The 13133-nt window shown below is 41.6% G+C and carries 13 protein-coding genes; 2 read left to right on the top strand and 11 right to left on the bottom strand.

Translation table 11 applies throughout. The features are described from left to right. Positions 1 to 101 precede the first annotated feature (101 nt). Together ACM0OZ_RS01085 and ACM0OZ_RS01080 are read right to left on the bottom strand one after the other, a co-directional pair. A complete protein-coding gene (locus ACM0OZ_RS01085) occupies positions 102 to 386 on the bottom strand; it encodes a hypothetical protein (RefSeq protein ID WP_414580923.1) in 285 nt (94 codons plus the stop codon). Between the two features lie 357 nt (positions 387 to 743). Continuing rightward, a complete protein-coding gene (locus tag ACM0OZ_RS01080) occupies positions 744 to 1529 on the bottom strand; it encodes a class I SAM-dependent methyltransferase (RefSeq protein ID WP_414580921.1) in 786 nt (261 codons plus the stop codon). Positions 1530 to 1847: 318 nt separating this feature from the next. Here ACM0OZ_RS01080 and ACM0OZ_RS01075 point away from each other — a divergent pair, with 318 nt between their 5' ends. Further along, positions 1848 to 2792, top strand: coding sequence for an all3515 family Zur-repressed PEP-CTERM protein (locus ACM0OZ_RS01075; protein ID WP_414580920.1), 945 nt, complete (start codon positions 1848 to 1850; stop codon positions 2790 to 2792). 64 nt (positions 2793 to 2856) lie between these two features. Here ACM0OZ_RS01075 and ACM0OZ_RS01070 read toward each other — a convergent pair whose 3' ends face one another. From ACM0OZ_RS01070 to ACM0OZ_RS01045, 6 genes are all read right to left on the bottom strand, one after another. Then, a complete protein-coding gene (locus tag ACM0OZ_RS01070) occupies positions 2857 to 3765 on the bottom strand; it encodes an alpha/beta fold hydrolase (protein WP_414580918.1) in 909 nt (302 codons plus the stop codon). A 132-nt stretch (positions 3766 to 3897) separates the two neighbouring features. Then, positions 3898 to 4338 carry a SufE family protein gene (locus ACM0OZ_RS01065; RefSeq protein WP_414580916.1) on the bottom strand — a complete coding sequence of 147 codons (441 nt, stop codon included), beginning with the start codon at positions 4336 to 4338 and terminating at the stop codon, positions 3898 to 3900. An 828-nt stretch (positions 4339 to 5166) separates the two neighbouring features. Then, a complete protein-coding gene (locus ACM0OZ_RS01060; protein WP_414580914.1) occupies positions 5167 to 5532 on the bottom strand; it encodes a hypothetical protein in 366 nt (121 codons plus the stop codon). A gap of 527 nt (positions 5533 to 6059) precedes the next feature. Continuing rightward, positions 6060 to 6431 (bottom strand): hypothetical protein, encoded by a 372-nt coding sequence (locus ACM0OZ_RS01055; protein WP_096569385.1) that lies wholly within the window; start codon positions 6429 to 6431, stop codon positions 6060 to 6062. 24 nt (positions 6432 to 6455) lie between these two features. Beyond that, positions 6456 to 7742, bottom strand: coding sequence for a SagB family peptide dehydrogenase (locus ACM0OZ_RS01050; protein WP_414580912.1), 1287 nt, complete (start codon positions 7740 to 7742; stop codon positions 6456 to 6458). Continuing rightward, a complete protein-coding gene (locus ACM0OZ_RS01045) occupies positions 7717 to 8181 on the bottom strand; it encodes an ankyrin repeat domain-containing protein (RefSeq protein ID WP_414580911.1) in 465 nt (154 codons plus the stop codon). Before ACM0OZ_RS01045 ends, ACM0OZ_RS01050 begins: the two co-directional genes overlap by 26 nt. 758 nt (positions 8182 to 8939) lie before the next feature. On the opposite strand from ACM0OZ_RS01045, the gene ACM0OZ_RS01040 reads away from it, so the two are divergent. Further along, entirely contained in the window at positions 8940 to 9773 is an 834-nt protein-coding gene (locus ACM0OZ_RS01040) for a DUF4142 domain-containing protein (RefSeq protein WP_414580910.1), read from the top strand. Between the two features lie 639 nt (positions 9774 to 10412). On the opposite strand, the gene ACM0OZ_RS01035 is transcribed toward ACM0OZ_RS01040, so the two are convergent. From ACM0OZ_RS01035 to ACM0OZ_RS01025, 3 genes are all read right to left on the bottom strand, one after another. Further along, entirely contained in the window at positions 10413 to 11069 is a 657-nt protein-coding gene (locus ACM0OZ_RS01035) for a class I SAM-dependent methyltransferase (protein WP_414580908.1), read from the bottom strand. A gap of 590 nt (positions 11070 to 11659) precedes the next feature. Beyond that, a complete protein-coding gene (locus ACM0OZ_RS01030) occupies positions 11660 to 12604 on the bottom strand; it encodes a heme o synthase (protein WP_414580906.1) in 945 nt (314 codons plus the stop codon). A gap of 23 nt (positions 12605 to 12627) precedes the next feature. Next, complete coding sequence (locus ACM0OZ_RS01025) at positions 12628 to 12879, bottom strand: FeoA family protein (protein WP_414580905.1); 252 nt, start codon at positions 12877 to 12879, stop codon at positions 12628 to 12630. Between the last annotated feature and the right edge of the window lie 254 nt (positions 12880 to 13133).

Below are 13133 nucleotides of genomic sequence, written 5' to 3'. Positions count from 1 at the left end.
ATGTAATGAATAGAAAATTTTTGAAGAATTGAAAATAAAAAATATGAACTATAAATTTTAGAAAAATTCATAATTCATATTTTACATTCTTACTTGACAATTTATAAATGGTTGGAGAAATGGTTGGAGAGAGGTAACTTGCCTTGTAGCTTAAGTCTAGCTTCCGCGCAACTGGCACAATTGCAACCCATTTGATCCTTGATTGGATTAGACTCTTGAGAGGAATTTGCTGTTACTGACTCAGAAAGTGATTGCTCAGATGCCAAAGCAAGGTGTGATTGAGCAGGTGCAGATTTCACAATTGATGCTTCTGCAGGTTTAGTTAACAGCAGCATAGATGCTACAACTGCAGGAGACGCTAGAATAATCAGTTTAGCTACTTTCATAGTTTACGAAAACATAGGAGTCTTGCACATACAGCATAACTAATTTTCTCTCAAGAGTCATTAGGCTTATTTAGAAAGGGTATAAGATAAATCACCTCTTGCTTGCTGAATTTCCGCTTGAGATTGCAAACAAGAAATCAGCCGCGCCCGAAACTTTGACCGAAATTAATGGGATACAAGCCCCGTCCTTCTAGAACGGCTTTTTCTTGGTTTTTAGTAGTATTGCTGCACTTTGAACAGGTTTAGCCGTACTATTCCTGGACGTGGAATGACTTTGCTACCTTTGCCAAACTTGCAAGGGCGCACGACCCGTTTCTTAACTGCTGCTCAAATGCATTTGCCCTCAAGTTATGAGGATTATGACTTGAGGGCACTGACTTCTAATTTCACCATACGAACATGTACTAATCCATCTTGGTCAAGGGGAATCCTTTGGAGGTATGTCTCCACAAAATGAGTGATAAAATCGCCCCGTTTACTCTCAGGAACGCTTTGTGTGAAAGGCATCCAGGTTGTGCGTATCCAACCTGCTAAACCCTCTTTACCAACATGCGTCATGTCTTTTGGAATTAACTCAAGCCGCTCAATGTTAAAACCAGCTTTTTCTAACCATAGTGAATAGTCCTGATCCCCGTAGAAGAAATAGGGATTGTGAAAGCCATCAAAATAGTGCTTCCAAGGTTCGCAGCAGATAAGTTCAGAGAAAACTTGCAAAATATCCGCCGCAGTTCCCTGACCACCACATGCAATAACCAACCGACCCCCACGCCGCAACGACCGACTCGCACCTCCAAGAAATGCTTGGTGATCGTCAACCCAGTGCAGCGCCTCATTTGAAAAGCACAGATGGAACTCCTGCTCGAAATCGAGAGAACGTGCATCAACACAAGCGAAAGAAAGGTTTGCATATACATGAGCCCCATAGGTGCGAGTAGCATAAGCAATCATATCGGGGGAACTATCTATACCAACCACTCTGCCTTTGGGTAAAGTAGTTGCAAACTCAGCGGTGATTTTTCCATCTCCACAGCCGACATCCAGAACGGATTCATCACCTTGCAAATTAAGACTTTGCTTTAGTTCCTTTGCCCATTTCAATTGAGCATCCGAGTTTTTAGCATAGTCTTGTGGATTCCACTTCATACACTACTACCCAAGTTGAAATACAATCCGTGAAGATGTCCTGACATCTTATCACACAGCTCGTTGCTGAGCGGACCGCTCAGCAATCTCTCCTGCACCACCTTCAGGCTGCGGTAGTCCCACACCCGACACTGAACCCGCCCTTACGGATACGCCTCTCTAAAGTTCAAAGAGGCGCGGCGCTAAGGTTTTGAACGTAACTTGGTAGGAAGCGAAACAGTAGCTTGAAATTCTCTTTAAAAATTCTTAATAAACAAAATCCAAGACTTTGTGATAATCATTATCTTAATCAAAATCAGACTTAAATGGAGAAGCGTTGTGGTTGCGAATAACACGACCCGGTTTCTTAAGCAACAAATTCAAACAGGGCAAGCATCTGTGTCTATTGCAGTCAGCTTTTTAGTGTCAGCACCCCTAGTGTTATCTACCGCATTGACATCAGCACAAGCTCATGACGCTCATAGTCATGCTGATGAAACTGAATACTTCGTAGGGCGAGATACTTTGCAGGTTCTTACGAGCGGTACATACGCTGGCTTGGAAAACCCGAACTACAATCGTCTGACCTTTTTGTATGCACATAGGGAAGAAGACCCCACAACCAACCATTTCCACGGTATTGGTGCTTACAGCTATTTAGGGTCACAAAACAGTCCAACCATTACCTCAACCAACACAAATAACAGAATTCCTGAACCATACTTACAACAATCGCCTCTAACATTATTACCAGGAACAGGAGTTTTTACTGGTCGTTTAATTACCACTCCGACAAACGAGGAGTACAGCGATCTCAATATACAACCTGTGCGATCGCTCCAAAATTCTACCGAACCAGAAAACCAATATCTGTTTAATAGCAGTAATAGTCGTTGGCAAGGATCGCTTGAGGGAGCAACAATTGGTTTACAATTGGTGTCATTAAGCAATGGTTTAAATATTGCTGACCAGTCAGGGTCAAATCTCTTCAACTCTGTTGGCGATATTTACACTATCGGCAGTGGGGATGATTTTTCTTTCACTCCTACTTTTTGGACTGACGCTGCTGCGCCACAAGGAAATTACTTAGCTACATTCAAGCTTATAGATTTAGGTACTGCTAATAACCGCACACTTCTCGGCGAGTCTGGCACCTTCAGTTTTGATTTTCAAGTCAAGCCAATACCTGAACCTACAACCACAATTGGACTCGGTGTTGTTGGGTTACTAGCGTTTTCGCTTTTTCGACACAAGAAACGTACTGCTAACAGATTGGGTAGCTAATCAGGTGACAATAGAAAGCGGGTTTCTTGGAGAAAACCGCTTTCTGTCTGGAGTCGATTAAATTTCAGGAAGATAATAAAAAGTCTCGAACCGCTTCAACCACAGCCTGTGGGTATTCCTCATGCATTCCTAACGAACCTGGAAGAACAACTGTTTGTACTCCCGGTAAAGTTGCCAAAGCATCCATTTCTGCACGAGATTTCGCAGGGCTGGATTCTCCAATAACAACTTTCAACGGTACAGACAAACCCCGAGCAAGTGCTAGAAAATCAGCTTGGTTGTCTACAGCATCGAGGGTACCGGTGACAAATGCCGCCGGAGCATATCTTCCCCCTGGCTGTTGTGTATTGCGCCATTTATGCTGGATGAAGTCGGGTGTGAGTTTTGCCGCATCTACATAGACGTGGCGACGATACATAAAACTGAGGAAAGAGGGTAAGGTGTTGAGCTTGTAAAGAAATTGACCAACAAAAGGCGATCGCACCAACTCTCTAACTGTCCCAGTGATTTGCTGATTGAGTCCCATAACCCGTAACGGACCGCGCCAAGTTGGAGCTACCAAGACTATACGCGAAAATACGGTTGGTATTTTATTTGCGAGTTGCAGAACATAAGCTGCGCTATGACCCGCCGCAACCACTGCTACTGGCGTCTTTATTACAGATGTGACGAAACCTTCCAGAAATTCCTGGTACAAAGCTGGTCCGTAATTTACTGCAAGGCGTGAAGATTGCCCAAAACCAGGCCAATCTACTGCGACTACTTGAAAATTGGGAGAAAGCAATTTGCCGATTTCGCCCATTTCTGAGCGCGTAGAAACGGTACTGAAAGCTGGGAGTAGCAAAAGCTGCGAACCTTTTCCTAAACTTTCATACACAGCACGTAATTGCTGGTTTTCCCAGTTCCAAAAATATTCTTGAACGACTCCACCAATCTCACTATAGGGAGATGCAGATAATAAATTGGTTGACATAACAAAATATTTTCTTAAAAGGTTTGGCTATTTGAGTTTTCTGATAAGTCAATAGTCCGGTGTCCATAGCCTATAATCTATAGTTTTTTACTATTAACTATTAACTATTGACTATTGACTATTAACTATATGTTAGCCATTAGCGATTAACTGAGATTCCAAGGCTTTTTTTTGCATAGTTTTAAAAATGTTGTAAAATCCATTCGCTCGCGAGGGCGTCAGGCTGACATTTAAACCAGTTTCTTGAATAAAATCTGGAGTCAGTTGCACAATTTCACTAGGAGTCAGTCCATTTAACCCTTCGACCAAAAGCCCGACTAATCCTTTGGTTAATTGAGAATCCGAGTCCCCTTGGAATATGACTTTATCGTCTTCCAGAGTCGCTGTGACAAAAACTTGGGAAGCGCAGCCAGGAACTTTGTTTTCTGGTACTTTGTCACCTTCTGGGAACTCCTTGAGCCGCTGACCATACCAAATGAGCTGTTCGTAACGTCGCTTCGGGTCAGAGGCTCGTTGGAAACGTTGGACAATTTTAGCAAGATTTGGTGGCAAGGAATCAATGGTAGAGGACATAACACAGGTAGGAACTATGAATCTACATCACCTTGAGTTTAACAATCCTGGCGGGAAGTCCCCAGGTGGAGTGCAGCGGAACCTGGGGATGAAAGGCAGGCGTCCACTTGACAGGTAGACCGGAAGTATGAAATCATACATGCAGCGACCTAAAACTTGTAATCAGAGGCGCTTGCTGTTAGGGATGACAACCTCCTTCCCCTAAAGGGACAAAAGCTCTTATCTACCCCTGTTCGGTACAGTTGACGGCAGTACCCGGAGAAGCCAACCCGTAAGGCAGGAATACGACGAAAAAATAAGTCCCCTGTCAACAAGAAATAAATATGGGCGTTAGGAACTAGCGTCCTTAGACGTCGATGGAGAACCGCTATCATCTTGTACCTCCGGGAATCAAGTTGGTAAGTTCTCCAGGTGAAGCGTCAGAAGCGATGTTTTCTGCAGAAACTCCGTTTGGAGCGTAGCGGAAAGCGCAGCAGTTCATATTATCTTCATGATGATTGCTTGTTTACTGTTAATTAACCTCTTTTTAGAAAGGCTTATTGACACCTAGTAGCCTCACTACGTGAAACATTACAGGACTTACGCCAAGTCGAGAATGTCATACTAAGCGAAACGGAGTGTAGCGTAAGCGCAAAGCGCTTACGTTTCGCTCTTTGCTACACTCAGAATGACAGTTTTTCGTTAAAATGCGTAAGTCCTGATTATTTAGGGGTCATTCGTCGTCATTACATACGTAATACCCCAACCTACGGGTATTTTTAGGATGGGGTATTATGGTGCTTTTGGATAATTTCTGGCTCTTGTGTGCCTATTTTCCTGGCTTGTTCACTATCCTGTCACAGGAGCAAGACCTCGCATTTGACGAATACCATTGATGCAGGCTACGCAATCACAGCCATATTTGGCTATGGCTGCTTCGCTTTCTTCATCAGTGAATTCCAGTTCTCCGGCGGCTTTATTTTGATCGCCTTGTGGTGCTGCAAATTCTACAACAGAGGAACCAGAAGTGTTGTTAACCCGCGAACATGTTAGACGAGGGGTTGATTTGTGAGGGGAAGTTGTGCAGGAGAGATTGTTGGTGGCTGGATTCGCTGTTTGATTTGCTCTAGCTGGTTGGGTCATCATTGCCAAAGACAGCATCGAAGCAAACAGTACTGGACTAGAAAGCAAGGTGAAGACAAATTTTCTGTTCATCTGCTTAAAAACATCTGTAACTACAGAAGGTATGGCTTTAATGTTTTCACATCCTTTGGTTGGTATTCAGTAAATTTTGTGCAAAGTTGCGTCATGAAATTGCACTTAATACTAACAAAGTAGCCATTATTGTACCAGAAGCGATTTATCGCGTCCAGAGAAAGGCAAGAGGAATAAAGAGGTAGATGCAGCCAAGGAGAAACACTTGACACGAAAAATGAAACTGTTCTCTCGTCTTTTTTTACTCGCCTTGCGTTCAAGCTTACTTTGTTTGATGTAAATGAGTCTTCACTGCAATTTTGAACTACCTTTAACCAAATGGGAAAACATGTAACATAGTAAGTCAAAGTTACTGACTGAGTTAGCATGAGCTAAGTTCCTGGCTCATGCTAACTCAGTCAAAATCTCAGCATCCAACCAAATGTAGTTAGTAATAATAAAGACAAGTGTGCTTTGAGATGTTGATTGTACGCCAAGAATATGTTGAGTAGATCCCGCGAATTAAGAACGCAGGCTGTGTTGCAAACTTAAGCCAAATCTCGGTAAACTGATAATTCATCCACTCTCATTTCAAAAGGCATTCCTTGACCTTTGGGAGGACAGAGGCGAATTTTTGCACTGCTGACAAGTGTATGTAGCAATGCAGCCATCGTCACAAGTTTCTGTAACATACGCCAGTTTGTCACTTGGTCAGGACATTCAATGACCAAAGTCAAAGTACTCACGTGAGTGGTTACGTACCACCGACAATTAGACAATAAATCTTGGATAGTGCGATCGCACCCTTCGTAAAAGTATCTACTAATAGAATACTCGAGTTGCTGCCGCAGAATAATATCTGCTGATGTAGCTTGAACAGGGCGTGAATCCTCTTCGTGAAAAAAATGTTTGCTCTTCATCTCCTTGTCTCTCGATTGCTCTAACTATTTTCCAATGACCATTGCATAGAGTACGTCTTTCTTTGTTTCTAAAAATTCCTGAGTCTCGTCATCATAGAAAGCACCAATACCGCTACACTGAATATCCCAATAGTTGCTGGATAGATACAGCCTCTGTCCCAAAAAACCAGCAATTTGCATCGCCGTTTGATAATTGCTGTAGTTGGAAACAAAAAATAAAGTTACAGCACTATCTCTAGCAAGGGCTTGATTCACACACAAGTAACCCACCTTGTCATTGAAATTACCTGCTTTAATCAGACGCTTTCCTTGATATAAGCCAGGCGATATTCCCTCAACTCGGTGAATAACAGAGTAAATTTCTATCTCCTCGAAATTTTCTGTTGGTATCGGTTTTTGTACTTCTTGTAAGATATTCCAGAAATCTTTTGCAGAGATAGACTTTTTCTGAAAACGCCTGATTGAGCGTCTGTTCCAAACAGTTTGGTAAAATCTTTCCTTGTCAAAGTCAAACTGCGGATACTCTAGTTGTTTTTGGGAACTCCCAGAAGTAGCAGTTGCTTGATAGCCATCTTCAATAAATTGATTAGCTTCAAAATAATCAGTTCCGCAAACGAAAGGCACTTTCAGCCTTAAACGTCTGACAGTCTTTTCTTGGAACTCACCAGAGATAGCACAAGCAGTTATAAACTCTTTATTCTCAAAGCCTAAATCAGCATTGAGAGCGAGTTTATCAAAATCAAAAAATAATTGTAGCTTTCTATTGTGTAGATAAGTTGAGGCTGCAATAGCGCCTAAATGGTGCCCGCTATCTAAACAGCAATACCTCACACTCCTTTCTTTATATTTCCAACTAGACCTATAATAAACGCAACTGATTAAAAAAATGAATCCGATGATACGATTATTAGCTAATATGTAACTCTCTAATCCATCATCAATCAATTCATAAATGAGTGTTAGACAATGATTTGCAACTTCTAGATGATAGATACCATCTACTATCCCCTCTATCCCTCGAATTTGGACGTAAACTTCAGTAGGATAGAGAGCGCCAGCGGATGGATTGACTCGCAGCTTATATGGAGCATCTTGATAATTTTTTTCAAAAGTAATAGCGCTGGTTAGCCAAAGAAATGAATGAATAGGATTATTGACATTTAATTTCAATCTCCTATAAAACTTTGGATAGAATTTAAATGGTGATGGTTGGGTAGATGCATCGACATAATTTGGGTCGAGCATTACTGATAGGTAAGAATGCTTTGTGGAGTCGTGATAAGTTTTACCTACTTTTTGGTTTGGTTGCATCTTTCAGTATTGTTAAAACTTCTATAGTGCTGGCAAAATCTAGAGCTTTAAAATCATCTAAGTTCTTCAAATCTAGGTTAGGGTTATGCTTTAAGAGCAGCTTGACAACTTCTAGTTTGCCCGCTGATGCTGCGTACATCAAAACAGTAGCGCCGTTATCATTTTGGTTGTCAATGTTAATATTCGTCATCAGTAATAAATTCATCAAATCGTAGTGGTTGCCAAAACAAGCAAACCACAAAGCATTATTGCCATCATTGTTTCTAGCATTGATATTTGCACCTGCGTCAATCAGTTCTTTAACGACTGAGTAAACGCCTTCTCTTGTGGCTTTCATCAAAGCTGTATCGCCATTTTCACCTCTGGAATTTAAATCTTGAATATTGTAAGCTTTTGCTATAAGCCATTGGGTTGTCGTCTCACTCAAAGGTTGCTTCATAAACATTCGTTAGTTTTGCTTTGAAATACTCTATTTCTTTTTTGTAGCATTACTTGATTGTTTAGTTTGTTAGCCTCTAACAATGAGTTACGACTATCGGTGTATTTATAGATCTCAGGGCATTATAAAGACCGATACAAGTATTGATTTAATTTTCAATATCAGGAAAAATCACAGATCCAAAAAAATATTTTTCTAACTCTTATAATTTAAGTAGGATCTTAAAAAATATAAATAATAAGCATTGATTTTAGTAAATATAGCAAACCTAAATAATTTGTGAAAACACAAGATCTCCGACTTCTTAAAGAAGTCGGAGATCTGAATCACAAATGAAATAGGTCTGTTATTACAAAAGAGATCAAAGATACTTACAAGTGTTATGAACTTGGTATAGCAAGCATTTAGCTTGATAGCTGCTCACCGTACTTTGCAATAGGCATAAAGTACCTCCACAGATGGAAGGGCAGGATATTCCTGAGGTAGAAGTTTGAAAAAGCTACAGTAGTTACCTTTTCATAAGAAGCAAATAAATTAAGCTCAAGCCTGCCTTAACGACTCAACGGCAAGGAGACTTGACCTGAATGCTCTCTATACCTGTTTTTGTGCGAGGAATACCGTTAGAAGCAAAGCAGTGTGAAAGTTCCTATAAAAGCTGATTTTTGGAACATACCTTACTCTGAATCTCCTTCAAGAGCGCTCAGGAATAGAAATCATAACCATCTTTCAAAGATTCAAACACACAGGTATCAAAGAATATGCACAATCACACACGGTTAATGAAAAAGTTTGTAGGCAGTTTTGTAGGAGTGGCTGGCGTAAGTAGCTTCATTGTTTTCCCAGGAATGGTACAAGCCAACATTAACTCTAGTTCTTCCAATAGTTCTAGTCAGTCCATCCTTTCCCAGAATACTCCAGGGACAACAAGCCCTTCTGGTGGTGCCACGTCTTCTCCTGGTGGCACGAGTTCTAATCGTTCGCTCACTGCTGTGGATAAACAATTTATCACCAAGGCAGCGCAAAGTGACCAGACAGAGATCCAAACAAGTCAACTGGCACTTAAACGGTCTCAAAACCAAGAAGTGAGAAGCTTTGCAGAGCGCATGATTCAAGAGCATACAACTTCGAGCCAACAACTGACGCCCATAGCCCAGCAAAAGGGTTTTACACCACCAAAAGACATCGGCAAGGAAAACAGAGCTTTATTGACGAAACTGAGCAACCTAAAAGGTACAGAGTTTGACCGAGCATATATGCAAGGGCAGGCTCAAGCTCATGCCAAAACTCTGGCTAATTACCAAAATTACCTCAAACAGGGACAAGACCCAGATCTGAGAGCGTTTGCAAGTCAGTTTGCTCCAATCGTCGCCGATCACCTACAAATGGCACAGAACATGGCAGGAGGCTCGGGAACTACCGGCTCAAGCGGCTCTGGACATTCTGGTTCTGGACATTCTGGTACAGGAACTACCGGTTCCGGCACGAATGGTACAGGAACTACCGGCGGTTCCGGCACGAATGGCGCAGGAACTTCTGGCACTTCTGGCACTTCTGGCACTTCTGGCACAACAGCTCCTGGCTCGGGACGTTAACCATTACTATAAGGATAGGATGGGTAGTGTCTCAATATCGTTAAGTTAAGGGTTATTTGTGACAATTCCATACTTGTAGAGACGTAGCATGCTACGTCTCTACATAGGTCAGAAGGCAGTGCAAACCATGTTATCATCAACCGTATTGGGTACTGTCTATCTAGTCAACACCCCTTTCTCGCGGCTCGGGGCTTAAGCGCCTCAAACCGATAGGATTAGTTGACCCGACTAAGTACCTTGAGTACTACGTTATTGGTAAGCGTTTAAGTTCCTACCTACGGATGCGCAGCCAGTCTGTAGCTCTAGAAATCAAGGATTAAACAGGTTTAGAGGGTTAAGCCAGTGTCTTTGATATAGTACCGATTAATAACATTGTCTAGGCTAACATTACTCCCTTTCGGGAAGGCTCTACCGAGCAAAACCGTTGTGCGTACAGGGTGAAAGATTTGAGACGGTAATTGTCCCGTTGAAAGTACAACACAAAAGTACACCAAATCAAGTAACCCCAAGGCGGCAATGGTTCATAAGAAAAATGCAAAGCCGTCCTAGAAGGACGGGGTTTCTACCCATAATTTTCGATGATGAATGGGTAGGCACTGCCTACTGATTTGCTTGGCGAAGGTTTTTATCATAAAAATCTTACTTTTTGCGAGCCACAACATGAAAAATATGCCAGTGCTTGTCTTCCCCTATAGCTGTTTTTCCGGGATGATCTTCTTCCTGTAACATTTCTATTTCAAAAGGTTGCAGCAACATTTCTATCTGTTGGCGCGTATGGTGATTCATGGAAGCATAAATTGCCCAAGAATCGCGTTCCCCAAACAATTGTCCACAGAAACGACCACCAGAACGCAATGATGAAATAATTTTTTCCCATAAACTAGGGAAAGAGTTTGGCGGACAAAATGGTAATGAAAAGCTGGCGTTTACTAAATCTACTGATTCGGGTAGCACTACGTCTTCAAAGAGAACAACGCGAGTTTCTAGAAGTTGGCGATTAATATCTGAACGATTTAATAAACGGGCGATCGCTTCAGCTTCACCATCAATAGCCAAAACCCGCCAACCCCGACGCAACAGTTCTACTGTATCTCGCCCTTCCCCGCAGCCTAAGTCAATGGCAAACCGTGGCTGTTCGACAACTGTTTCTTGTTGGTTAAGACTTTCAGCGTCAAAACGCGCTAAAGCTTCAAGTAGGGTGTCTCGTGGTGGACGACCCACAACAGCGTTATAATAATCCGACCACTTGCGCTCAAAATCTTTACCTTCAGATTGATAGTGATTCACTTCTGACATAATATATACAATTACTCGTGGAAATTTTCACAACTAACCCATATATAAAAATCCTATTTGATTTATGAAAATCGCGCGTGTTCAGATTCCCGACTTCTTAAAGAAGTCGGGAATCTTGTTGTTGACGTAGCCGAAGGCAGCCCGTTGAGCTTATGATTTAGAATTACTATATTAATTAATATTTAGAAAAAAATTACATTGCTTCTTCTATGATTAAATCATAAATCATAGGGTATTTGTTGCTTATAAAAGCCGATTTGGTGGACATTTGAGATATTCGCGAGCAATACCCACCCCAAAGAAAACCACTGTAATAGATTTTGCATCTTAGTTTAGTAAAGCTACGGTAGATGTTATCACAGTAGTAAATTTACTGAGGACAGTAATCCTTATAACAAGCTAGTATTAACATGATAATTGCTGTTGCTTGAGAAAGTGGCTGGCTTTTTCCTGCAACTCCTTATCTTGAACGAAAAATGACTCGGTTTGAAGTTTGGATGTGAGATCAGCAATTAGGTAAAGGTGTAAGGGAAAAGGTAAAATATACCATGCCTTTTTCCTTCTACCTTTTTTTCTGTGTCATCTCCCATCTAAAATCTCAAATCTAAAATTGCTCCTATTAGCCGATGAGTCAAAGGCAAGCTATCAATCACCATTCCAACGCATAGCAACATCATATAAAAAATCGAGTAGAGAAATAGAGAACGCGCTAGTTGTTTATCATCTGGATTGTGCAAAAGCGCCCAAGCTTTTTTGATGAAAATAGCCCCCAGTACAAGGGCGATACAGGCGTAAACAGCACCAGTAACAGCAAGCGGATAGACGAGTAAAAATGTAGTGGGGATAAGAAGCAAAGAGTACACCCAAATCTGACGAGTCGCAGCAACACTACCAGCGACAACAGGAAGCATCGGTACACTAACTTTGGCATACTCATCACGGATCATCAATGCTAAAGCCCAGAAATGGGGAGGTGTCCACAAGAATATGATCGCAAATAGTAACCATGCTGCCCAGCTTAAAGTATCTGTTACCGCCGCCCAACCTACTAAGGTCGGAATTGCTCCAGCAGCACCACCAATGACGATGTTTGCAGAATTATGGCGTTTGAGTAAGTGAGTGTAGACGCCTATATAAAAGATAATACCGGACATTGTTAATAAAGCACTTAGCAAGTTGACGAACACAGCAAGTAGGCTGAAGGAAAGACAAGCAAGTGCGATCGCAAATATCAAAGCATGAGATGGCTGTATGCGACCGGAAACCAAAGGTCGATGACGCGTACGTTCCATTTGGTCATCAATGTCGCGGTCATAGATACAGTTAATTGTCTGGGCGCTAGCAGCGGCGAAAGTCCCGCCACAAAGAGTCACAAGCAGCAATACCGGGTTGACGTTTCCCTCGGATGCAATCCACATACTAGCAGCAGTCGTCATGAGTAGTAGCGGGATAATCCGAGGCTTTGTGAGTTGATAGTAACTCTGAATGACTTGTAAAAAGTTTTGATGGTGGCGTACAGCGGTATTCTCAATCATGGTTCTACAAATTCCTCATTGGTTTACTGATCATCAATGCGGACATAAATTCTTCGAGCAATTTCCTTTTGCAGTGTCAATCTGTTTTCTCCTACTCTGATGACAAAATAAGGAAACTGCTGTTCTAAAGTGATGGAAGCTCCTGGTATTACTCCCATTGATATCAGTTCTTTGAGAAATTTTTCGTCCTTAATGTTGCAGAACTTGACGATTCCTCGCTCTCCTATTTTCAGCAAGGCTAATGAGGAACCTGCGATACTAAATTTAGAAAACATTATTTAAGTAGGTCAGTGTAAATAATTAAAGGTATGTAGTAAGCGCTTTAGCGCTAAAGCGCCTACTACAAGCGAGTTTCCAACCTTTACTTTTCTTTATATAGTTTGATTTTTTCTCGCCTACTTACTTATTTTCGATTTTGCATATCTAAAAAAGTCTAATTTTTGATAAAGAAACCACAGATGAACACAGATGGACACAGATAAATTATCTGTGTAAATCTCGTGTCCATCTGTGGTTAAAAATTCATAAC

Source organism: Scytonema sp. PCC 10023 (genome assembly GCF_963920835.1).
GTDB lineage: Bacteria > Cyanobacteriota > Cyanobacteriia > Cyanobacteriales > Nostocaceae > Kalymmatonema.
The sequence above is the reverse complement of the archived record's forward strand: the minus strand, read 5'-3'. Positions and strand labels throughout refer to the sequence as shown.